General features: G+C 41.9%; 34 protein-coding genes and 1 pseudogene. 5 read left to right on the top strand and 30 right to left on the bottom strand.

The genetic code is table 11. From position 1 onward, the window contains the following. The first annotated feature begins 75 nt into the window (after positions 1-75). From ACFO4O_RS15790 to ACFO4O_RS15780, 3 genes are read left to right on the top strand one after another with little or no spacing between them, the layout of a single operon-like run. On the top strand, positions 76-1,647 hold the full coding sequence (locus ACFO4O_RS15790) for an AMP-binding protein (protein ID WP_382410267.1): 1,572 nt from the start codon (positions 76-78) through the stop codon (positions 1,645-1,647). Between the two features lie 21 nt (positions 1,648-1,668). After that, on the top strand, positions 1,669-2,106 hold the full coding sequence (locus ACFO4O_RS15785; protein ID WP_382410265.1) for an SRPBCC family protein: 438 nt from the start codon (positions 1,669-1,671) through the stop codon (positions 2,104-2,106). A gap of 44 nt (positions 2,107-2,150) precedes the next feature. Beyond that, positions 2,151-3,104 carry an AEC family transporter gene (locus tag ACFO4O_RS15780; RefSeq protein ID WP_382410263.1) on the top strand — a complete coding sequence of 318 codons (954 nt, stop codon included), beginning with the start codon at positions 2,151-2,153 and terminating at the stop codon, positions 3,102-3,104. A 29-nt stretch (positions 3,105-3,133) separates the two neighbouring features. On the opposite strand, the gene chrA is transcribed toward ACFO4O_RS15780, so the two are convergent. The 18 genes from chrA to ACFO4O_RS15690 all read right to left on the bottom strand — a co-directional run bounded on the left by chrA (position 3,134) and on the right by ACFO4O_RS15690 (position 12,841). Further along, positions 3,134-4,372, bottom strand: a complete 1,239-nt coding sequence (chrA, locus tag ACFO4O_RS15775; protein ID WP_382410261.1) for a chromate efflux transporter — start codon at positions 4,370-4,372, stop codon at positions 3,134-3,136. A gap of 53 nt (positions 4,373-4,425) precedes the next feature. Next, positions 4,426-4,845 carry a hypothetical protein gene (locus ACFO4O_RS15770; RefSeq protein ID WP_382410259.1) on the bottom strand — a complete coding sequence of 140 codons (420 nt, stop codon included), beginning with the start codon at positions 4,843-4,845 and terminating at the stop codon, positions 4,426-4,428. A gap of 96 nt (positions 4,846-4,941) precedes the next feature. Next, positions 4,942-5,208 carry a hypothetical protein gene (locus ACFO4O_RS15765; protein WP_382410258.1) on the bottom strand — a complete coding sequence of 89 codons (267 nt, stop codon included), beginning with the start codon at positions 5,206-5,208 and terminating at the stop codon, positions 4,942-4,944. Between the two features lie 12 nt (positions 5,209-5,220). Beyond that, positions 5,221-5,580: a VOC family protein gene (locus ACFO4O_RS15760; RefSeq protein ID WP_382410256.1), complete on the bottom strand. Its 360-nt coding sequence runs from the start codon at positions 5,578-5,580 to the stop codon at positions 5,221-5,223. Between the two features lie 36 nt (positions 5,581-5,616). Further along, positions 5,617-5,832 carry a hypothetical protein gene (locus tag ACFO4O_RS15755; RefSeq protein ID WP_382410254.1) on the bottom strand — a complete coding sequence of 72 codons (216 nt, stop codon included), beginning with the start codon at positions 5,830-5,832 and terminating at the stop codon, positions 5,617-5,619. Between the two features lie 60 nt (positions 5,833-5,892). Beyond that, positions 5,893-6,198: a hypothetical protein gene (locus ACFO4O_RS15750; RefSeq protein WP_382410252.1), complete on the bottom strand. Its 306-nt coding sequence runs from the start codon at positions 6,196-6,198 to the stop codon at positions 5,893-5,895. A gap of 42 nt (positions 6,199-6,240) precedes the next feature. Beyond that, positions 6,241-6,546: an NIPSNAP family protein gene (locus ACFO4O_RS15745; RefSeq protein WP_382410250.1), complete on the bottom strand. Its 306-nt coding sequence runs from the start codon at positions 6,544-6,546 to the stop codon at positions 6,241-6,243. 147 nt (positions 6,547-6,693) lie between these two features. Beyond that, positions 6,694-7,224: a DUF7010 family protein gene (locus ACFO4O_RS15740; RefSeq protein ID WP_382410248.1), complete on the bottom strand. Its 531-nt coding sequence runs from the start codon at positions 7,222-7,224 to the stop codon at positions 6,694-6,696. 157 nt (positions 7,225-7,381) lie between these two features. After that, positions 7,382-7,819 (bottom strand): DUF6196 family protein, encoded by a 438-nt coding sequence (locus ACFO4O_RS15735; protein ID WP_382410246.1) that lies wholly within the window; start codon positions 7,817-7,819, stop codon positions 7,382-7,384. Between the two features lie 12 nt (positions 7,820-7,831). Further along, positions 7,832-8,338, bottom strand: a complete 507-nt coding sequence (locus ACFO4O_RS15730; RefSeq protein ID WP_382410244.1) for a GNAT family N-acetyltransferase — start codon at positions 8,336-8,338, stop codon at positions 7,832-7,834. A 112-nt stretch (positions 8,339-8,450) separates the two neighbouring features. Beyond that, positions 8,451-8,939 carry an AAA family ATPase gene (locus tag ACFO4O_RS15725; RefSeq protein ID WP_382410242.1) on the bottom strand — a complete coding sequence of 163 codons (489 nt, stop codon included), beginning with the start codon at positions 8,937-8,939 and terminating at the stop codon, positions 8,451-8,453. 134 nt (positions 8,940-9,073) lie between these two features. Continuing rightward, the gene (locus tag ACFO4O_RS15720; protein WP_382410240.1) at positions 9,074-9,475 is read right to left on the bottom strand and encodes a hypothetical protein; all 402 of its coding nucleotides are present in this window, start codon (positions 9,473-9,475) and stop codon (positions 9,074-9,076) included. A 126-nt stretch (positions 9,476-9,601) separates the two neighbouring features. Then, entirely contained in the window at positions 9,602-10,327 is a 726-nt protein-coding gene (locus ACFO4O_RS15715) for a hypothetical protein (protein WP_382410238.1), read from the bottom strand. Positions 10,328-10,411: 84 nt separating this feature from the next. After that, entirely contained in the window at positions 10,412-10,621 is a 210-nt protein-coding gene (locus ACFO4O_RS15710; protein ID WP_382410236.1) for a BrnA antitoxin family protein, read from the bottom strand. Next, positions 10,614-10,910 (bottom strand): BrnT family toxin, encoded by a 297-nt coding sequence (locus ACFO4O_RS15705; RefSeq protein ID WP_382410234.1) that lies wholly within the window; start codon positions 10,908-10,910, stop codon positions 10,614-10,616. The genes ACFO4O_RS15710 and ACFO4O_RS15705 overlap by 8 nt, the downstream gene beginning before the upstream one ends. 120 nt (positions 10,911-11,030) lie before the next feature. Next, positions 11,031-11,384 (bottom strand): hypothetical protein, encoded by a 354-nt coding sequence (locus ACFO4O_RS15700; protein ID WP_382410232.1) that lies wholly within the window; start codon positions 11,382-11,384, stop codon positions 11,031-11,033. Between the two features lie 138 nt (positions 11,385-11,522). Then, on the bottom strand, positions 11,523-11,909 hold the full coding sequence (locus ACFO4O_RS15695; RefSeq protein ID WP_382410230.1) for a DUF6713 family protein: 387 nt from the start codon (positions 11,907-11,909) through the stop codon (positions 11,523-11,525). Between the two features lie 584 nt (positions 11,910-12,493). Continuing rightward, positions 12,494-12,841 carry a hypothetical protein gene (locus ACFO4O_RS15690; RefSeq protein WP_382410228.1) on the bottom strand — a complete coding sequence of 116 codons (348 nt, stop codon included), beginning with the start codon at positions 12,839-12,841 and terminating at the stop codon, positions 12,494-12,496. Between the two features lie 161 nt (positions 12,842-13,002). Here ACFO4O_RS15690 and ACFO4O_RS15685 point away from each other — a divergent pair, with 161 nt between their 5' ends. Then, on the top strand, positions 13,003-14,547 hold the full coding sequence (locus ACFO4O_RS15685) for a transposase (RefSeq protein WP_382410226.1): 1,545 nt from the start codon (positions 13,003-13,005) through the stop codon (positions 14,545-14,547). 250 nt (positions 14,548-14,797) lie between these two features. On the opposite strand, the pseudogene ACFO4O_RS15680 reads toward ACFO4O_RS15685, so the two are convergent. From ACFO4O_RS15680 to ACFO4O_RS15635, 10 genes and pseudogenes are all read right to left on the bottom strand, one after another. Next, positions 14,798-15,084 (bottom strand): annotated as a pseudogene (locus ACFO4O_RS15680) (HigA family addiction module antitoxin). Next, complete coding sequence (locus ACFO4O_RS15675) at positions 15,084-15,362, bottom strand: type II toxin-antitoxin system RelE/ParE family toxin (RefSeq protein WP_382410224.1); 279 nt, start codon at positions 15,360-15,362, stop codon at positions 15,084-15,086. The pseudogene ACFO4O_RS15680 and the gene ACFO4O_RS15675 overlap by 1 nt, the downstream one beginning before the upstream one ends. Positions 15,363-15,548: 186 nt before the next feature. After that, positions 15,549-15,881 (bottom strand): GIY-YIG nuclease family protein, encoded by a 333-nt coding sequence (locus ACFO4O_RS15670; protein WP_382410222.1) that lies wholly within the window; start codon positions 15,879-15,881, stop codon positions 15,549-15,551. Between the two features lie 65 nt (positions 15,882-15,946). Then, entirely contained in the window at positions 15,947-16,396 is a 450-nt protein-coding gene (locus ACFO4O_RS15665) for a hypothetical protein (RefSeq protein WP_382410220.1), read from the bottom strand. A 93-nt stretch (positions 16,397-16,489) separates the two neighbouring features. Further along, entirely contained in the window at positions 16,490-16,894 is a 405-nt protein-coding gene (locus tag ACFO4O_RS15660; protein ID WP_382410218.1) for a hypothetical protein, read from the bottom strand. Positions 16,895-17,587: 693 nt separating this feature from the next. Beyond that, positions 17,588-17,875, bottom strand: coding sequence for a hypothetical protein (locus ACFO4O_RS15655; protein ID WP_382410216.1), 288 nt, complete (start codon positions 17,873-17,875; stop codon positions 17,588-17,590). Positions 17,876-17,990: 115 nt separating this feature from the next. Further along, complete coding sequence (locus ACFO4O_RS15650) at positions 17,991-18,278, bottom strand: hypothetical protein (RefSeq protein ID WP_382410214.1); 288 nt, start codon at positions 18,276-18,278, stop codon at positions 17,991-17,993. A 29-nt stretch (positions 18,279-18,307) separates the two neighbouring features. Next, positions 18,308-18,574 carry a type II toxin-antitoxin system BrnA family antitoxin gene (brnA, locus tag ACFO4O_RS15645; protein WP_382410212.1) on the bottom strand — a complete coding sequence of 89 codons (267 nt, stop codon included), beginning with the start codon at positions 18,572-18,574 and terminating at the stop codon, positions 18,308-18,310. Continuing rightward, positions 18,564-18,827 (bottom strand): BrnT family toxin, encoded by a 264-nt coding sequence (locus ACFO4O_RS15640; RefSeq protein ID WP_382410210.1) that lies wholly within the window; start codon positions 18,825-18,827, stop codon positions 18,564-18,566. Before ACFO4O_RS15640 ends, brnA begins: the two co-directional genes overlap by 11 nt. A 126-nt stretch (positions 18,828-18,953) precedes the next feature. Continuing rightward, on the bottom strand, positions 18,954-19,283 hold the full coding sequence (locus ACFO4O_RS15635) for a hypothetical protein (protein ID WP_382410208.1): 330 nt from the start codon (positions 19,281-19,283) through the stop codon (positions 18,954-18,956). Between the two features lie 169 nt (positions 19,284-19,452). Here ACFO4O_RS15635 and ACFO4O_RS15630 point away from each other — a divergent pair, with 169 nt between their 5' ends. Next, complete coding sequence (locus ACFO4O_RS15630) at positions 19,453-20,502, top strand: IS110 family RNA-guided transposase (protein WP_382410207.1); 1,050 nt, start codon at positions 19,453-19,455, stop codon at positions 20,500-20,502. A 475-nt stretch (positions 20,503-20,977) separates the two neighbouring features. Here the strand turns inward: ACFO4O_RS15630 and ACFO4O_RS15625 are convergent, their stop codons facing one another. After that, complete coding sequence (locus ACFO4O_RS15625; RefSeq protein ID WP_382410205.1) at positions 20,978-21,328, bottom strand: hypothetical protein; 351 nt, start codon at positions 21,326-21,328, stop codon at positions 20,978-20,980. A 151-nt stretch (positions 21,329-21,479) separates the two neighbouring features. Next, a complete protein-coding gene (locus ACFO4O_RS15620) occupies positions 21,480-21,776 on the bottom strand; it encodes a DUF6958 family protein (RefSeq protein WP_382410203.1) in 297 nt (98 codons plus the stop codon). Positions 21,777-21,896 lie beyond the last annotated feature (120 nt).

Here is a 21,896-nt window from a genome sequence, read left to right as displayed (position 1 = left end):
AATTACGATTGTAGAAGTTGATCCACTGTTGTAAATTTTGTGTTAAAACCACAGGATATTATTACAGGACATACTATGGCCAACTCAGCGCTCATTCCCAATCACATCAGCAGCTTAGCAGACTACATTGAAGAAACGTTTACAAAGTATGCCGAAAGGCCAGCGTATAGAGCGCTTGGCCAAGAAAAAACCTTCGCCGAAATGGACGCATTGTCGGGTAAATTTGCCTCATGGTTACAGCATCATACCGATTTAAAACCTGGCGACCGTATCGCGATACAACTGCCTAATTTAATTCAGCACCCTATTGCCGTATACGGTGCGTTGCGCGCGGGCCTTGTGGTCGTTAATACTAATCCACTCTATACCGAACGCGAAATGCAGCATCAATTTAATGACTCAGGCGCAAAAGCGTTGGTCATTTTAGCCGACCTGCTGCCCAAATTTGAAAATATAAAAAGCGACACTGGGATTAACACGGTCATTGTCACAAGTGCAGCGCAACTGCTGACAAATGCGCCTGTTGAGCATCCAGAATATGTGTGCTACGCCACAATATTTGACCAAGCTCAATCTTTGAACTTGCAAGAGAGACCCACTACAGATTTACAAGATACCTGTATTTTGCAATATACCGGAGGGACCACTGGGGTGTCGAAAGGTGCTGAGTTAAGCCACCAAAACGTGCTTGCTAACAGCATACAAACCCTCGAACGACTTGGTCAATCATTTCGAGAGGGCGAAGAAATCGTGATATGCCCTCTGCCGCTTTATCATATCTACGCCTTTACCGTGTGCATGATGACCTTTTTTGCAAAAGGGGCCAAAGTACATTTGATACCCAATCCACGCGATATGAACGCCTTCGTTGCCGACCTCGAAGGACAAGCTTTTACCGCCTTTGCTGGTATTAATACCTTGTTTATGGGCTTGTGTGCGCATCCTAAGTTTGCACAACTCGATTTTAGCGCCTTACGATTAACCATGTCGGGCGGAACGGCCCTCACCCGCTCAGCCGCTAGCTTATGGCAAAACACAACGGGCTGCTCTGTGACTGAAGGATATGGCTTGTCTGAAACTGCTCCTGTAGTCGCGTTTAATCAGCCCGGGAAAGAGCAAATGGGAACGGTCGGCCCGGCCGTTATTGAGACAGACATAAAACTACTCGACGTTAACGACCAAGCGGTAGCAGACGGCAAAGAAGGTCAGATTGCGGTTAAAGGACCACAAGTGATGAAAGGTTACTGGCAGCGCCCCGATGAGACCGACAAGGTGATGACATCAGACGGTTATTTTAAAACCGGAGACGTAGGACTCAAAACCTCAGACGGTTGCATAAAAATTGTTGATAGACTCAAAGACATGATTATTGTATCTGGCTTTAATGTATACCCAAATGAGGTGGAAGACGTACTAACGCAGCATCCTGCGGTACTTGAGGCTGCTGTGGTGGGCAAGCCCGATGACGACACCCAAGAGCGAGTCTGTGCTTACGTTACAGTTAACGAAAATTTCAATCTCGAGGATGTAATAGCGCACTGCAAATCACAGCTCACTGGATACAAAGTACCCAAAGAAATAAACGTAATTGACGAGCTACCTAAATCAACGGTAGGTAAAATTTTGCGCCGCGAGCTCAGAAATTAGCAAAAAGGATACATACATCCAGTGTTTCATATAAAAGTTGAGAGAATGATCAACAAGCCCATTCAAGAAGTGTTTGATGCCCTTAGCGATCATGAAAATTACAGCGCATTTAAGGGCGTGGACGCCTCGCGTTTGTTAGAGCAAGGCAGCAGTGAAAAGAACGGACTTGGGGCACTGCGGGAGATTGTAGCGGGAAAGTCGGTGTTGCATGAGCGCATAGTTGCCTTTGAACCGCCCCATACGCTCGCTTATCTCATTGAATTCAGTAAGCCCTTACCCTATCAGCATGAGTTTGGGCGCATTACGTTAAGTGAAGTCGACGGGAAAACACGAGCGCAGTGGGAATCTAGAGGTCATATTGGGATCCCCATTTTGGGCACATACTATTTTGATAAACAAATCCAAAAGTTTGGTGCTCGAGCCTTCGGCAGTATTTTAAAAACGATTGATATGCGATAATCAACGCCTGCCAAGGATTACACGATTATCAGTGCTTAGAACCTATGACCGCTTTACAGGCCTTTATTGATTTTTCAATCACCGTTATTGGGCCTGTGCTCTTGCTTATTGCGATTGGTTACGGTTTTTATCGCCAAGACTTACTTGACGACAGCTTTGTAGAAAAAGCTTCTCGACTTATATTTAATTATGCCCTGCCTGCACTGCTTTTTGTAAATATCAGCGCAAGCGATATAAGCGCGTTAACCGACCCAAAAACGATTGCTATCGGTATATCTGGGACGCTTATCGTGTTCCTTTTTTATATTGTATGGGTTTGCTTCTACGTGCCAAGGCGCGAAGACCGCGGCGTAATTGTCCAAGGCGCATTTCGCTCCAACATGGGAATCATCGGTTTAGCATATTGTGCCAATGCATATGGCACTGAGGGGCTTGCCTATGCTTCCATCTATTTAGGCGCATTGACTATTTTATACAACGTACTCTCGGTCGCTGTCTTGAACATCTTTCAAGGCTCCACATTCAGTAAAACGCGCATCGTTAAAGGTATTTTGAGCAATCCTATTATTTTAAGTATTGTGGCGGGAGTACTTGTTTCATACTTTAGCTTACCCACCCCAACATTTATAACTAACAGCCTCGGTTACTTTGCGCAGCTTACCCTTCCCCTTGCGCTGCTTTGCACCGGGGCCTCTTTACGCTTTAAAAGCCTTGGAAAAGAATGGCAATGGGTTTTGCTAGCCTGTATTGGCAAATGCTTTTTGTACCCAATCGTTTTACTTAGCTTAGCGCTTACCTTTGATATTAGCGGGCTGTCGTTAGGAGTAGTGTTTTTAATGGCCATGAGTCCAACCGCGGCAGCTAGCTATGTTATGGTTAGGAAGATTGGCGGCAATCATCAGTTAGCCGCGCAGATTATTGCTATGTCGACGATAGCCTCTCTGCCTATCACCATTGTTGGTTATTATATCATGCTTCGCTTTACCGACATCGTCTAAAGCAGGCTATTCATCCACACCAGCATCCATTAGCCGAGCGCCGCCACGAGCATCTTAGCAGCAATACATCCTAACACCACCCATAAAACCGGCAATTTGAAGCGCATCAAACATGCAAACGCTAATGCTGCGATGGCTAAGTCGCTAGCTGAACGTATGGCATGAACAAATATCGGGTCGTAAAGCGCGGCCGCTAATAATCCTACGACCGCAGCGTTAGCGCCGCTAAGCGCCGAACGAAAAGTTTGATATCGATTCAATGTTTTCCAATAAGGCAGCAATGCAAGCACCAATAAAAAACCCGGCAAAAATATAAACATACTGGCTATAGCAGCGCTTGCAAGCGCACCATCAAGAGATGCTTTAGCTAATTGCTCTGACCCGCCCTCTAAAAACCCGAGATACGCGGCAAACGAAAACATCGGACCGGGCACTGCTTGGGTTGCGCCATAACCAGCTAAAAAGTCGGCTTGCGATATCGAACCAGTTGCAACAGCTATCTGCTCAAGCAGCGGCAGCACCACATGACCGCCGCCAAAAACAAGCGCGCCAGCACGATAATAGTCATTGGCTAAGGTCGATATAAATGGCAATGCTACAAATAAGCCCGCAAAGAGCAGCACCCAGCAAACGCTCAAACCATGACTTGGCTTATTTGTAAGTAAAGGATTTAAGTGCTCTTCGGATGTTTTTTCAGGACCCGTGCTAGTGGGTGATGATGAAACGCTGCCAGACCATTTATATGGTAGAGCATTCAACACTGCGTTTACAAAAGCACCCAGCGCTATTACAGCAAGTTGCATCAGTGCGCTTTGCATAAGCAACACAGCAATAAACGTAAAGAGTGAAATGGCATATGTTGGTGCGCTCGAACAAAACGTCTTTCCCATCCCCAAAACGCCTTGCAACACCACCGCAAAGGCTAAAATTGCAAGTCCACCTAAAGCGGCTTGTCCATAATTTGAGTCAAATAAATACAGGTAGTGCGCAAACACGATGAGTAAGATGACCGATGGCAAGGTAAATGCCAAAAACGCAACTATACCGCCAGCAATGCCTCCTTGCTTAACCCCGATGCCAAAGCCGACTTGGCTGCTCGCCGGTCCTGGCAAACTCTGACATAGCGCAACTAAACTGGCATATTCTTGCTCTGTTAACCACGCTAGTTTCTGGACAAAGGTGGTGCGGAAATACATCAGATGTGCGATGGGGCCGCCAAATGACGTGCAACCCAGCTTGAGAAATGTCCAAAAAATCGTTAAATGCATGCGTGCTTATAAAAATCGTTTTGTGGGATGTGGATTTTGCGCCAGTATGAACCCTACATCATGCCCTGACAAATCTGCTTGTTTGCCTGTATGAGCAGGTATTTATCAAATTTCCGCTCACCGGCCGTAAGGCTAAGCTCTATGGTCTCAGACTGTTCCAAGGCCTTAGCCAAAAGAGGCGATGTACACAAATAGGCTAGGGCTTCGGCACGATAAGATGCCAGCTCCCCAGTTAAGCCACCCGCGTTGACCGTTAGCTCCATGAGTCCATCGTTGTATCGATAGGTAATAAGCAGCGCATTGACATTTGGCTCGGCAAACATTTCGTTGCGAATTTCCTGCGCAAGCGCCTGATAGCTTGCACTGCTAGAAAAGTTGTAGATGAGCAAAGCTACTATCGCAATAATAAGCGGAAAGGCTAGTTTTAATAGATATAGCTTACGCTCTCGCTTTTGCTCTGTGCTTTTTGCCATAAATACTGCCTTGATTATTCTTAAGAAATTAAGCTACAGCATGCGTTGATAACCATAGCATCAGTACATCTTTTTATGTGATATCGACAGTAAAGTTCAAAAATATCGCTTTCCAGTGAGCGATATAAAGGCAGCAAACAGCCCTACCGCTGCATATACGACCTCAAAGGCACCTACGGTGTCCCACATATCATTCATGGCGGTTTTTATCAGCATTGCGGTTAGAATTAAAGAGGGTAAAGAAAGTAGACCTATGATAATGCGGACTTTGGTGGAAAGGGTTTTGGGCGTTTTAGGCTGAGCTGTTTTAGGTGACTGTGTTTTAGGTGACTGTGTTTTAGGTGACTGTGTTTTATGCGTCATAATTTTTGAGCCCTATGCTGACTGCTCAAGTGTCCAAACTGCAAATTCATTGCCGCTTGGCTCAATAAAGTGAAAACGACGGCCGCCTGGGAACGAAAATATATCGGTCGAAATAAGCCCTCCTGCGGACTTTACCGTTTCCAAGCTAGCTTCAAGATCATCTGTCTTTAACACCAACAAAGCAGAGCCCGTTGCTGCCTTTGCTTGCAACTCAGACTTATAAAATCCGCCGTCTAGTCCCTGATCTGAAAAAGCTGTGTAATCGCTTCCATAATCGGTAAATGTCCAAGCAAAAGCGGTCTCAAAGAAACGCTTTGTTGCGCTTATATTACTCGCAGGAAATTCTACGTAATTCAGTTTTAGATGCCGCATTCAATAGCTCCTTACATTTAATATTTCACTAAATAGCTATGCACTCTCTTCATTTTTCGGTATGTCTTTTCGTAATAGCAACACCAACAAAAACACAAGTCCAAAAGGCGGGAAAAAGCCACATAAAAAACCACAAAAAGATACCAATACTGGCGACTTACTCTTCCGTCGCCCGAGAAAATACCCTACGACCGCGAAAAAAATGGCCAGTACGATGGCGATCTGGCCAAAGAGCGTTGCATTAATATTCATGTGTTATTTCCAAGTGGCTTGCGTTTATTATTAGTTAAAAGTTGCTATTTGCTAGAAGGATTAACCGTACTTTGCATTCAACCAAGTTTTGAGTTTTATTGCGCAAAACATAATTGCATAAACAAGCACAAACTGACCAGTTAAAATCATTAAAAGCTTAGGAATTAAATCAATTTCTTCAGAAAACAAGGGATGCCAAAAATACACCAATGACAAATTACCGGGAAACAATATTACGCCATAGCCAAATATTGGCCCGCCCCAGTAATCATAAAAATTCCAACTTAACGTAAAGGTAACCAACGCTAAGAGCGTTGCAATTAATGCAGAATAAAGGGCGAGCCTCATACAATTAGAAAACTTCATGCTGCCTCGATTAATTATGGCCTATCTGCTCGATAGGAATGTTTATTCGAAGATAGGGCGAAAGAAACTACGCTCATAGCTTACGATACAACGCGTTTGTTTTGCATAATCGAATGCAGCGATGCACTGCTCGTCGCTCATTGAACGCGTTCGATACACCTCATATGACGCTAAGTCAGCAAATGAGAAAAGCGCTAAAGCAATATTATTTGCCCCCTCGGCGGGCATAAAGTAACCATGATGTGTACCGCCATACTTATTTACCAGAGGGATCCAAAGCTTTGCATAGTGTTCAAATTCGCCCAACTTGTGCGGGTCTACTACATACTTTAAATAGCAAGTAATCAATCACCTTCTCCAATCTAGGAACTAAAATATTTTATGGTAGCAGGTAATGCTCTGCGCATCTGCCGCTTTTATTGTGGCTTGCAGTGACTTTCTGGCGGCACTTACAAATTCCGATTTATTCATCTTGCTTGCAGTAACTGAATGTCACTACTTCTTTATAAGTTGAATTTCTTTAAACAGCAAACCACAGCTTATTGCATATACAGGAATGAGTGACGCAAAGGTATAAAGGTACGAAAATTCACTTCCCCCTAACGCCATTAAGCACCCTAAAGCCGGCATACTAAAACCTATAAAATAATATGCTGTGCTCTTATATAGCCAACCATAGGGAATAAAATGAGAACCAAATAGCACTGCGAAAACAAAAGGAAACCAATCAGGATTGAGTTGCAACACCATTATCAGCACAGGCCAATATAAAAATTGAGCTAAGGCCAGAATAGCGCCTAAATCTGACAGCGGCGGCAATTTAGCAAATGGATTAACATCGAATATTTTTGAGATGAAAAATGCTATTGGAAACGTACTGCCGGTTGCCACTATCCCCCAAATGAGAGCCTGCCGCTGTGGCAAAAAAAGCACGAATAACGTAAGCAGGGTAATTACAAGCAAGCCTGCCAGCGGAAATCCAATTCCCTTTTTAGTAAAGCGTATCAATTCATCTCTATTATCCATAACTTTTCCTTAAGGTGGCCTGTAGTCTTAACGCCGAACTGTGTTCTTCCTTAAATGTAACAGCCTGCAGTACAAGGCTAACGATTTAGCAGAGTAAAGCATGGCCTTGGGAATGCAAGCAACACAGCGCCAGTAGGTGATGTGCGCCAGTGGCTTGTTATGCTCGCCCTTCAATGAGACCTTGAATGACAGAAACTGCACGCTGGCCAAGATGAGCAGGACAACCCCAGTAATCAAAAATTCCTCCACGATTTGAATTTTGACCGCACGTGACAAACACCCCAGTGCCCAATTCCTTTTTTAGCAGAGAAGCTAACCAGCCAACAAAGCCGCTATTGTCTGATGCATTGTCGAAGTGAAATGAAAAGATAGTGAATAATTCATTTGAACCATTAGTTGATGGGACTAATTGGCTCCAAGCGTCATTGTCTCTTATCAATGCAAGGGCATTACCATCCATTCTCTGTGTTAGTTCGGCAGATGTAAATTCTTCAAAGCAATACGTGCCAGCATAGACTCTAAAATCAGCCTCCTTGATAACATTTCTGAGGCGGATATCGGTTTCTTTTTCCGTTTCTATACTGACTTGAACCATTAAATTTCCTTCCTAATGAGTGTTTAACACGAATCTGAGCACTCGCTCATCGCTGTCGTTTTCACCTACCGACGAATGTAATACAGCACCAGAAGATGCAATAAGCGTTTTAGAAGCCTCATTGCTTTGATAACAATGAATATGAATATCAGAGATACCCATCGCTTGCGCTTTTTTTATCGTAAGCGCTAAAAGACGCTTCCCAATGCCTTTTCCCCTAAAACTAGGCCTAACACCAAGACCAATGTGACCGCCAGCGTGCCAGAGCGATTTGTTTAACATATGTCGTAGATGCGAACAGCCGATAATTTCTTCGTTTTCCACGAGCCAAAACGTTGTATTAGGCACCAAAGAACTGGGTAGATTCTTACCGTATGAATAATCAGTTAACAGTTGAACAAAAGCAGGAAAATCCGAAAAGTCCAAATCCATTGGGTACGGATAGCGTTCTTCACTCCCCAATTCTTTGATGTAATCTCTGTAGCTGCTTTCTAACTTTACTGATGGCTGTATGAGCATAGGAGTTCCTGATAAGCACCTAAGCTAGCGAGCACGAACATGATGCGATGATTGGCAAAGCCACGCATTGCGTTCGTGTCTAGGCACATTAAATGAGTAAGTTAAGCACTTTTTATGCAAGCTGTTCATTCGAAGAGAACCTGACTTTTGGCCCATTAAATTGATTGAATAGTTGTTCATGTGCTGTTTTACTAAAAGTATCGTTTCGGCTTTCGTACTGCCTTATCCAAGTAATTAACATGTTTAAATTAGCATCTTGAGCTTCTTTTGATTCGTATTTATGAGGCTCCCACTGCCTTGATTTTGCGTTTTCAACACAATGCTCGATTGGAAGACAAAGGTAGATAACCTTTGTTGCCTTTTTCAAAACAAATTCTAACAAATCCGAATAACAGCCTTCGATTATCCAGTTTTCGTTGTTATCCGTAAAATAATTAATAGCTTCACGTGATTTTGCAAGCGTACAACGAACAGGTGGTGACACTGGCTCCCAAGCTAGAGTATCTAGGTCGAGGTGTGCAAGCGCACTTTCCCGAGACAATTTGGCTGCCAGCGTGGATTTACCGGAACCTGAGTTACCAAAAATAACAATTCTTATCATTAATTTCCTTGAGGTATATAAGGCTAAACTGACGGGCAACCCGAAAAACTAAAACACAAAAATATAATCAAATATAGTCTCATTTGATTCGCCTTTTCCATAAGCACCTAAGGTCTCGTTAGGTGCAATGCCCACTATGAGTTTGGTCTTTCTTGAATAGCATAATGCAAGTCGCAGCTATAGCAGGATAGATTCCAAAAACTTAGCTTTTCGTAGATGTCTAAACTGCCAGAGCAAACTGGACATATCTCACCTTCGAAAGTGCTAGGCAGGCTAGTTCTAGCTTGCTTAGAAAACAACCCCAAAAAAGACCAAATATTATCGTCGATTGCTATTTCTAGGTCATCTTTTAACTCTTCGCAAAACTGGATAAAAACTAATTCGTCATGAGACTTCTTTTTTTCAGGGTCTTTTACACGTAAGGCAATTGCATTCAGAATTTCTTGGTAACGTTCTGGCCACCTTTCTTTATCAATAGTCTGTTTGCAGTCCATTAGCTCTTCAATTGTGTAGGTCGAAAAATCAGGTTTTCCCAACGTTTCCTCCTTGTTGCTAGCACTTTGTTAAGCGGTAAAAATTTCTTGGCCAAAAATAGCGAGGAAAAAGTTCAAGCCGAGCGTTTTGCATCCGTTCTATAGGCGTTTGTTATACGTAACTTGCACTTACTGAATTTCTTGATGCCAGTTCACCTTTTGATAAATTGATTTTTGACTAAAATTAGTATGACCTGTAGTTGACCCAACATAGTAATACATTCCACCTGAGAAGCCTGCACTGCCAACCGAAGTAAGTTGTGAAGGTAGCGCTGCCACCGCATCTTTAGAATTCAGAAATACATGATTTTCGGGATAAGCGTTTGTAAGAGAAGGATCTGATAACGATTGAATAACCTGATTTATGATACGACTTGAGATGGCTTTGTGAGTTTGGCCTTTTGCCCAGCCCAATGTTTTACCAGTAAATATATTTAGTTCATCGCTGTGACCGGCATAAAACACCTCATCTAGAATAATTTCACCGTTTGCTTCTAAACACCAGTCAACGATTACAAAACTTGCGTAACTAGCATTTGTAATTACTTGTGAATAACGGTGAATTTTAGCATGTACTTTAGCTTTTTTTGATACGTTTGACGTATTTTTGTTTAGAGTATTAAAGATTGATTGCTGAATAGTATTTTTGTCAGCTGTATCAAAGCTACCCCAGTTAAAAGCCCCATACGATTCATTGTCAGCCGTTTTTTCATCAATAATTATCGAAACAGAATTTACATTAGCGCTAAATGCAGGAGCGTTCGTTAACAATGGAAACTCATTTTTACTTGCGGTACCAGTAACTCCACAACCAGCTAAGATAAGTGATAAAAATAAAAATAGTAGATATTTCACACATTCTCCTTGTTTACTTATGACACCTCAAAGAGCGCTGATCACGGTCTTTGCGAACGTCCGTCTTGATTGACTTGTTATCCTTCACTGCCAATCTACGCGCGGCTCTTTTTTTGACTCAGCACAGTCTTTCAAGTACAAATTTATAAGGTTCTGATAGGGTATTCCATTTTTCTCAGACAACTTCTTAAAGTAGCCAATCACATCTTGATCTAGCCTAATTGTAATTTGCTTCTTAGTCTTTTTAACATATGGGTTAGGGATTGAATTAGAAAAGTCATAATGTTCACGCACGAGGAATCTCCTTGTAGAGTTTACGTTCACGTTTGTCTGCTTTACGGGCTGAGATAAGTCTTATCACACCACCCTTATCACGATAACAATGACAAACAATCAATAAACGATTAGCAATGCTCTCGCCTAATATAATGAAACGCTCCTCTCCGTGTGAGCTATCGGGATCAGGAATTAACCTCGCTAAAACATCAGAAAAAACAGTCTTAGCTTCATCAAAACTAACCCCGTGTGTCTTAGAGTTTGCGATAGCTTTCTCTGCATCCCAATAAAAATCATAATTGTCCATAACTACAGTGTAGTTATGTCTTAGGTTGAAATCAACCTCTGGAAGAATAACGTGAAGCTAAGGGCCGATTACATGGTGCTAGGCAACGCCGCTCCATATAATTGTCCCCTTGAGCGCCTGTTAGGCATTTTCCACTAATGGCCAATAGACGGTAAGTACGGCAAATACTACCAGCAAAAGCGACAAAGCAAACCCGACAACCGATAGGCGTACCGACAATTTATTAAAAGATAAAGACTCTTTAAACGTCGTTGTGAACGAAATGGCAAAAAGAACTAAATACACTATTGCGAGAAATGGCCAGAACCGAAAAGTAGGCAATACCCACGCCAACCACAAAGGAAATTGCGTTTCAAAGTTTAGGAAAATTTCTTCAAAACTGAGCAGAAAGATATACAAGCCATAGCCTACCAGCCCTATTGAAGCTCCGGCAGATATTAAAAGTGTGTTCGCGTTTTTATTAAAACTTTCCATGTTTCCTCCAATGCCTTACACCGGCCCATGCGGCACATGATTTGTTGTGCAATTTATAATAATGTAACGTAGCGAAATGCAAATTGCACAACAAATTGTGTGTCCGAAGTCCTGCCAGCGACTGCCATCGGGCCTTCGTTAGGCATCATTCTCCCTTCGATGTATCCAAGACAATATTATAAATGCAAGCCCACATAGTGCCGCACCATAAATATATGCGTTGGAAATAATGCTATTGAATTGATAAAGCTCGTGGTCTGAGAGGTTAAAATGCAAACCGCTATGAATAACCAAAAAGACAGCAACGATTAGCCTAAACCTTTCTCTGATTTTTAGTATTTTATGGTGACCGAAATAGAAAAATGCGAAAAAAAGAGGTAAGTGCAATGCAATAAAAATGCTGCTTGCCGCCGCATCTGGAAGCACGCGAAGATGAAATAATAGACGCCACTCCATATTTAAAACGGCATCTAATTCGTGCGTGAATAATGCAGCGAGTCCCAAATAGTAAAGAATCGTTTTCATGATGCCTTACACCGCGTTAAGCGGCGAAAACCGCTTTTTATTTTTGTCCGCTTCAACACTCTGTTATACGTACATTTACATCTGATTTTAGCCAATACAACCTGTCCGAAGGAGCGACAGCGACTGGCTTCAGTGTTTTGTTAGGTTGACGTGCCAATCACCACTCCCCCTAAAACAGCCCCTGTAAAATACAACATAAGTTGTACTAGGTCACTTCTCATGATTGAAAGATGATGTTTAATGAACATCTTTGTATCAGAAAATAGTGATGATGCAGGGTACTCTAGACGCCGCTTAAATGAGGTAGCACTCAAAACGAAAATAAACATCGACAAGAAAAAATAGACCAAGATTAATATAGTCATATGTAGTTGAGTAAACATTTGCTCGTTTGTTTCAGACACTTCAAAACTGTCGGACAAAACAACTAGTACGCCCATCGGTATCCCTGACAGAAATGCGGTCAATTTTGTTTGTTCAATCATCTGAGCTAGTAAACCTAACGCAAAGCTAACGGGCACAAATGCAGCGCTATAATGCCGGAGGCGCGCTGCGTTTGTGTCCCAGTGACCGAAGGGAGCGAGTTAAGCGCCTAAGATGCCAAATAGACATAAGATACCTATAAACATTTCAAACAAAACGCCTGCAAAATTTTTGTGACTATAGTAGCCAAATATTAATGTACCAGCCCGTACTATTGCAGCCCCGATCCAACCTACACCTAGTGCAATAAATGCAACATCTTGTTGGCTATATAAAGCGTATGCTGCGATTCCGACGAAAAAGCCACCATAAGTAGCTCTAATTTCCGAATTACCCAATTTTCCATCCCCCTTGATAGAAACAAATTTCTCGGTAGTCGAAGGGGAAAAAATGGCCAATGAGCCTAATAGCATAGAAATAGCGGCTCCGACCTGCTGCAAATAATCCATAAAATGCTAAATCCCTATGGCGTATAACGAGACTGTAGAATTTATCCAGCCCCACCTTAATTATCCATATCACCAGTCTATATCTAAATTGTGGCGATTAAAACCTTGAACGCTAGATCTGATCGTGATCTAATTATGGTCATTCGTAATGAAATAATGCGATGCCAAACTTCAAACCCGATTTATCTTGTCAGTCTGCATTCATCCCCGTTGATTTCAGCGAACAAATCATTCCAGGCACCTTTGAATACGCGCTCAACCACATTGTGAATCATCATTTAGACTTGCGACCTTTCGATTCGCTTTATAGCAATGAGCACAAAGGGGCCGCCGCGTATTCACCAGCTGTTATGCTTAAAATCATTTTGTTTGCCTATGCCCACGGTATGATTTCTAGCTTGCGTATTGCCAAAGCCTGCCAAACTAATATCACACTCATGGCGCTCAGTGGCGATACTCAACCGCACTTTACGTCCATCGCCAATTTCGTCGCTAACATGCACACTCAAATCGAACCGCTATTCACTCAAGTGCTGATGATTTGCGAGCAACAGCAATTAATCGGCCACCATATGTTTGCGATTGATGGCTGCAAAATTTCGTCAAATGCTAGTAAGGAGCACAGCGGCACGCATGATGAACTTGCCCGTAAAGCGATACGCCTTCGCCGTGCTAGCCAACGAATACTGGCGCATCATATTGCCCAAGATGTAAAAGGAGAGGAGTTACCCGCAAGAGAAGCTAAGCACAAACAAACTTTAGATGACACCGCGCAGCGCATTGAAGCCTTTTTAGACAATGACGCTAATCATGAGCGTCTGGCCACCAATAAAAAACCGATTAAAAGTAATATCACCGATAACGACAGTGCGAAGATGTTGACCAACAAAGGAACCATTCAAGGTTACAACGGTGTGGCCATCAGTGACGATAAGCATCAAATCATTGTCCAAGCAAAAGCATGGGGTGCGGTGAATGAGCAGCAAACACTGCAACCAGCCATCAAACAACTTCAGCAGCAGCTTAGTCACATTGGCAAGGATGACAGCCTCCTACAGGCTAAATTCTCAGCTGACAGCGGCTTTCATAGCAAAGATAATCTGACATACTTAGCTGAGCAAGGCATTGATAGTTACATCGCTGATACCGGGTTTCGCTCGCGTAATCCGCTGTTTCAAAACAGCCAGACTTACCATGCGTATCAAACCACTAAACGTAGAAAACGAGGGTATGACAAGCCTAAACTCTTTAGCCGCGGAGACTTTCACTTTAATCGGCAAGCATTAATGTGCGTCTGCCTCGCCGGAAATGTCATGTGGCTCACTTCTAGAAAGCCTCACACCAATAACGACCAACGCTATCTTACCTTCCATGGGTATTTAAAAGACTGTCGCACTTGCCCGGTGCAATCACAATGCATGCGCAACCCACCCAAAGAGCGCGGACGGCAAGTCACCTTTCCTGCTTTGGGTAAACCAACCAAGGCCGCTTCACTTATTCAAATCATGAAAGACAAAATGGATAGCAAACAAGGCCGGCGAGAATACAGCAAACGATTAGGCTGTATTGAGCCAGTGTTTGCCAACATCACGAAACAAAAGAAGATGGACTACTTTACCTTGCGAGGCCAGACCAAGGTCAATGCGCAATGGCTAATGTTCTGTTTAGTGCATAATATTGAAAAGCTTAGAGGGCATGTGCTGTGAGGGGTAAACACGCCCTCGTTTGACGACACATCTCTTCATTAAACCTATATATGAATACTCACTAACGCATTCAAATGAATACCACCCTTGAACTCAAGATATGACATGCTAAAACCATGTTATTTCCAATAACAAACAACGACCAGAAACGTCATAATATTAGGCTAGAAAATGATTAATTCTACAGTCTCAACGCCTGAATAAGCGGTGGGCGCGCGCTCTTCGCAAACATCCGTCTTCAAAATTTTTGTTAGGCTGCATTTAAATCTAGTCGTTGAACTGTATTCAAATCTAAGCGCTGTTTCGCTAGCCATAATTGTCTTGCATACTTAACCAACTTTCTGGTGTTCTTCCGAGTGTTTTAGATAATCTTAAAGCCATTTCTGGACTTATTGCACTCTTACCTTTGACTATTCGGCTCAAAGTTGAAGCAGCTACGCCGAGATGAGTTGCTAGAGTTCGGCAACTAATACCAAAAGGCTCTAGATAGACCGATTCTATAAATTCACCAGGGTGTGGTGGGTTATACATGTTCATTAGTAATAATCCTCATAATTAAGAATGTAAGCATTACCGACCTTGAACTCAAATGTTACTCTCCAATTTTCATTCACAGATATAGACCAAATATTGGAACGCTCACCTTTCAATCTATGCAAAGAAAAGCCGGCAATATTGACATCGTCAATTTCATTAGCAGTATCTATAGTAGCAAGTTGCATGCGAAGCTTTTTTGCATGATGAGTTTGAATGCCTGCTGTTTTACCTTTTTCGTAAAACAACTTGAGGCCTTTATGCTTAAATGATTTGATCATGAATTTATTGTAGCGTGGTGCGCAACACAAAACAACCTAGTGCGGCCTAACGCCACACTATGCGGCGCACGATTTGTTGAGTAATATGCAAAAATGTAGCGAAGCAAAATGCAAATTGCTCAACAAATTGTGTGTCCTAGGGAGCGCTTGCGACCGACATAAGTGTTTTGTTAGGTGCATGATCATTCATAGTGCATTCGAGTGTTTAAAAATATAATCCCTAAGTTCTTTGGATAGATTAAACCATTCACCTCTAATCTTATCTTTCTCAAAATGAGACTGAATTTGTGTTTCACGCTTTCGAGCAAGTGCACTGTATTGAATTCGGTCAAGCTCGTTTTTCCCGGATTCTTTTCTAATATCAATAAGTCCAATAACTTTTAGATCGTGATGATTTGAAGTTTGAAGTGCTAACCTTCGCTTTTCAACATGTTCAATCGTGCTGCCGATCTTCACTGCGGATTCTTCACCCGCTTGAATAAAATAAACGTAACCAGTCAGGTAATAGTCAGAGCCCACAAAGCACCTAACAACTTACATAACCGGCGTTGGCCGCTCTTGCCAACGTCCGGTTTATGTTTTTGTTATATTTGCACATCGAAGAGCATCTCCAAAATAGCCAAAAAAATGAGTATTGATACGAACGTAAAGACTGGAACTCTGTATTTCCTAAAAGTTCGCGCATCACCTGCAGGCGTCAATATATGCAACAACTTAGTAATAGGTCTAATTTCCTTATTCTGCAAAGCGCCATCAATATAAATCTTATGAAACTTCCAATCTAGAAAATGACCTCCAAAACCTCTGACATCTTCGCTTAGGTCTGTTTTTGCTTTCTCAATTTCAATTTCGTTTACCCGCATCACTCTAGTAACAGATAGGACAAAATAATTTTCTGCTTCACGTTTAATCTTCATTTCAGCGTATTCAACCCTCTCATGAAGTCTGGAGAAAGCGCTTTTCATCAATGTCTGCGAAGAAAACTTAAATCTAAAAACGATCGACTCTTTAATAGCTTCCTCTGATTTTTTCATTCAAAATATCAACTATCGCTCAAGAAAATATAACACCAAATTAAGCGGCGCTGCCCGCTCTTGGCAGTGTCCGCTTTAATTTTCTTGTATGGCTTAACACCGTTCTTCATAAATCCTCATATTAGTTAAGTGCCCTTTCCCATTCAATGAATCACCATCTTTAAGGTCAATTTCGATACTTCTACCCATTTTAAGTTCAGCCCAGAAATCATCGTGAACACAAACCAAGTTTAAAATATCAATTTTCCAAGCTTTAACAATCTCTTGCTTATTAGCTCTTTCAAAGTCTACTTTGGATAAGTCGCTTCCATCTGAATAGGAAAAAAACAACTTTATTGAATTATCACCTACTTGCATTCTGGTGTAAGTAACATTATCTAGCAATGGGTCGAAAAAATTTCTCAACGCCTCATCGTAGGCATCTCGTTTCCATTGAGGATAATTACCAAAAAGAGATACGAAAAAAAAGAACCAATGAAAATGAAAAGTGTTACCCAAGCTCCCTTGGCATCCCAAAACGTCAAAAATTTAAATACCATTTTATCAGAACGACTAACTTTCATACAAAATGTCCGAAGGAGCGACAGCGACTGCCAATATGCGTTTGTATGGCAGCTTTACCCTCATGGCCTCTCGAACAACCATCTACTTTTTTGTATTCTTACGAGCCTACCGCCATCAAACTCAAGATAAATTGTGTTTACCCAATCTGCTGGCATTTTTATATCCCACCTCGACGTTACCTCAAAAGGAAGCTCCAAGTAGTTGAGCTGAGAAATTGGGGTTATGTGTTCGGCGTATCTGCTAGCAGTATATCTCGTAAGATCTGTATTTTGAAAAAGCTCAAGTAATTCGTGCTCTTCAGATTGCTTGAGCCAGGACGTGCGCAGGAAATAATTTCTTTGGTTGTAACTAGCGAGTACAACGTCAAAAGCCTCATGTTTTGACATTCCAATACTGAATCCGTAAGCCTCTCCCTCGAAAACTCTATTATCGCCCTCTATAAAAGGGACGCCCCTCATGAAAACGTAGACAAATGTGCCAAACGCAAAAACTAGAACCATGAATAGTAAAAAAATGACTTTAAAAAGCTGACTCACGCAATCTAGTACTCCGGCTGCCTAACACTTTGCATAAGCGGTTTTGAGCGCTCTTGCCAAAATCCGCTTTATGCTTCTGTTAACTATCTGGCTAATCACTACCACCGCCATCACCGCTGAAAGAAGATGAGTTGCCTGTTGCTGCACTGGAATGTTCACCTGTTGGAGATAAACTCCCATCCAGACTCTGGCAAGTATTATCGCTGTTCGAGTTGACTGCATAAACAAGAATTGCGCCGAGAATTGGTATTAGCCACACAATCGATGTCTGACTCAATTTTTGAAATTGATTTAAATCATCTCGCTTTAAGCAAAAAACGGATACCGCGATATTTACGGCAATCAAGAATAGCGCACCTACGTAAACGTAATAGTCCATTATTTACCTCTTAGCATAGTTAACACACCAAATAACCGGTGCGCCCTTTATTATTACGAAATGTGCAAACGTTTATGCGCATCCGGTTTATTTGATTTGTTAGGTGCCATAAATACTATCTCATACATAAAATTTCTTCTGTTTTATAAGAACCGTCTTTTTGGAGAAAAGATAGTTCAAAGACATTGCCGCAGACACTCTCACTTTCCAAACTTTTACAGTAGAAGAAATCACCACTCTCGTACTTGTACCAGCCCTTAGTATCATCTTTATATTTTGACTCTAGGTTCTCTGGCAACTCGGCAACTTTCATTAGCTGTGATAAATCGGTTTCGCATGGACCAGTTGCAGATTTACAGCCAGATAAAAGCACAAAAAGAAAAATGAGTTGAAGTAATCTCATGGCACTTGACAACTTACATAAGCGGTCATTTACCGCTCTTGTAAATGGTCCGTCTTCATGTTTTTGTTAGCTTCCCCAGCCTCTAATCTCTCGGCTAACCAGACCTTAATGATTGATTGGCGAGTAACACCAATTCTTGAGGCTTCCCTGTCAAGAGATTTGACCATCCAGCTAGGAAAATCTACATTTACACGTTTAAGCGGTTGATTGGGTCGACGCAAAGTAGATAAATCTAAGTCATCTATAATGTCGTCTTTATTGTCGTCAAACTTCTTGTCGAATTCACTAGCTTTCATAAAGCGCCACCTCTGCCTTTCTTGAGCGTCGCACCGAAATAATGCGTATCACTTCATTACGATACGTTATCACTGCGGTCCAAAATTTGTCATCAATAAGACCAACAACGATATATCTCGGTTCCTTAACAAACTGCACCTTCACTTCAATGTGATAATCGTCCATCCATAGCTTTTGAGCATCCTCAAAATCGATACCGTGCTTTGATAAGTTGGATATACTTTTCTGTTCATCATATTCAAAACTCTTCATAGGTATAAAATTTATACCTATTTTGATAAAGCAGCAAGATAAATTTGAAGGGAAGCTAACACCGCATTAAGCGGCAAAAATTGCTCTTTATTTTTGTTCGCTTGAATGCTTTGTTATGTACCGCCCTCAAAATAACAACTCTACAAAAGTGCCAATATTAGCGATAAACAATCCGACAATTAGTCCATAGCCAAAAGCTCTATATACACGGTCATTGGCTTTTTGCCCTTCGATTTCCGCCACCATTTTATCAACGGAACCTCGTGTTTCAGTAAATTGACTGAGTTTATACTTAGTTTCTCCGTTTAATGGGACGCAGTACTGTTTGTGGTTTTTAAAGAATCTTCGTATGTCTGATTGACTGTAACCTGTTTCTAAGGCAAGCGTAATCACGCCTATACCTTCTTTACCGGAAGATTCCAACGCTTCAAAAACTGTTCGTGCATCAATGCTCATTTAAACTTCCTGTGTTTAACTTTTCTTGAGGTATATACCACCCGCTTAAGCGGTAAAAATTGCTCTTTGTTTTTATCCGCTTGAAGCGTTTGATACTCATTGAGCCTCCTCCTAATTAGCATAAACAGAGTTTATCCTAATAAGCGACCAAACCAACGGAGAAAACTCAATGAATTTCTATACTAATACACATCCCTACTATTGTGGAATCGATTTACACACGCGCTTGCTCTATGTCTGCATTATTGACAATGAAAACAATGTGTTAGTGCATGAGAAAATAAGTGATTCACCCGAAAAGCTATTAACGCTACTACAACCTTATCTTGGAGCGGTAGTAGTAGGTGTTGAATGCATGCACTGTTGGTATTGGGTATCGGATTTTTGCGAACAGCACAACATTGACTTTATTCTCGGCCATGCACTTTACATGAAAGCCATTCATGCAGGTAAAACTAAAAACGATAGAATCGATGCGCTGAAAATCGCTAAACTCATGCGCGGAGGTAACTTCCCTCTTGCTCATGCTTATCCCAAAGAGCATCGTTCTATCAGAGATGCATTAAGAAGACGCACCCACATCATGCGCATGAGTGCTCAACTCAAGGCTCATGTGTCCAGCACCGTTAGCCAGTATAATCTGCCTGCGCCTGAAACACGATTAAACCTCCAAAACTCACCTGCCAGACAACAAATGCACCACTTCTTTCCTGATGAGGCTGTGCAAAAGAGTATGGACTTAAATCTCAACATCATCGATACCATGGTGCATGAAATTTATAAAATCGAGCATTACGTGAAGCTCAAAGCGCAATATCACAAGGGAAGCGACTTCCATATTCTAAAGTCCTTTCCTGGCATTGGTAAAATACTTGCGCTGACTATCTTGTATGAAGTAGGTGATATACAACGCTTCGGTCGCGTTCAGCAATTTGCATCTTACGCACGACTGGTTAAATGCAAAGCAGAGTCGGCCGGTAAAACCTACGGTACTCAGGGCAACAAAATAGGCAATGCGCATTTGAAATGGGCATTCAGCGAAGCCGCCGTTCTGTATTTAAAAGGCAACGATAAAGCCAAGCGTTACCTTGAAACTCTCCAAAAACGAATGAGCAAAGCTAAAGCACTGTCAGCTTTAGCGCACAAAATAGGCCGCTGTGTTTATTTTATGCTAAAAAACCAACAGGTATTTAATGAAGACAAGTTTTTAAACGGGTAAGTCGCGCAATGGCATGAGCTTCATCGTCTAACTGGGAAATGGCGAGTATCTTGTTATCGCACATCAATCTGCCTTTAGCAGCTTCGATAACTATACCAAACACGCCTTAACCACATGCGTTTGATTAGACATGCCATTGTCGCGCAACATACCTTTTTATCAGATTTTGCTTACACCTTTACTGAGCCTCGCTCTAACTGGAACTTTAGCAGCCAACACGTTTTGAATAGGACAGAGAAAGGTTAACCGATGAATGTCTAGTGCCGTTGCCCATCAGAAGGACCTGAAAAGTGCAACATTAAGAGCCTTTATATGTGTTTGACGTAAGCAACCTGCTTAATATCGACCATGACAGACGAAGTAAACAAACCTGATACTAGGAATCAGATTGATCTTCAAAAAGTGATCAAAGGACATTCTTTGGTTATTGACAGGCTGGGGGCTCATATGTGTTATGCGCTCGGTTTCAGAATTATTAACGACAAGCATTAGACAGCTCCGGTTTAACTAATTTTATGGCCTTTAAAGGCAGGCTGTCGGTCCAAGCAGCTTCAAATGTACTTAAAATTTCTAAAGATATTTCGCAATATTGTGGATAATTTTTTAACTCGTAAATTATTGCAGCCGCATTTTCCGAGGTGACACCTTCCTTTGAAAACTTAGAAATTAAGAAGTGATAGTTTTCGAATTCTAGTTGCTTTTTATAAGTGTTTTCCACTGAAACGTATTCGAAGGCCGAAAAAGCAATTGTGAACAACGGAGCCATAGCCGTAACAAAAGCAATAACCTTGAAGTAATCGAATCTTCCTGTTGTGTTTTCTTCCATGAAATGGATTTCCTTTTAAGTCTTGGATTTATAAAAAATGTAGAGCGCATAACGCAAAGCTAACGGGCAATAACACTGCGGTAAAGTGCGTAGCACTGCAGTGTTATTGTCCCAGTGACCGAAGGGAACGAGTTAAGCGCCTCGTTATAAGTCACGGCTGATACCACCTAAGAGGTTTAGTACTCTCTCTTTTTACGACACCTTTTGCTTCCAAATCCAATTGTACAGTTTTAGCCCACCACCCAGATGTTTTGCCCTCTGGAAAAATATCCTGCGACAGTAGTGGTTTGATTTGGTCTTGGATTTCTTTCTGAGTTAATCCTGGGGATGAGTTTGGCAGCAATTTTAAGAAGGCAACCTTCATCTCATTGTACTTTACAGCATCGACATTTGTCGTTTTGCCTGGCGTATTGATGTTTTCAACTTCTACTTTATTTTTAGAGTTCATAACTCGAAACTTCCTGGCTTATAACGCAAAGCTAACGGGCAATAACTCTGCGGTAGAGTGCGTAGCACCGCAGTGTTATTGTCCCAGTGACCGAAGGGAACGAGTTAAGCGCCTTGTTAG

The sequence above is a fragment of the Glaciecola siphonariae genome (assembly GCF_042652645.1).
GTDB lineage: Bacteria > Pseudomonadota > Gammaproteobacteria > Enterobacterales > Alteromonadaceae > Glaciecola > Glaciecola siphonariae.
The sequence above is the reverse complement of the archived record's forward strand: the minus strand, read 5'-3'. Positions and strand labels throughout refer to the sequence as shown.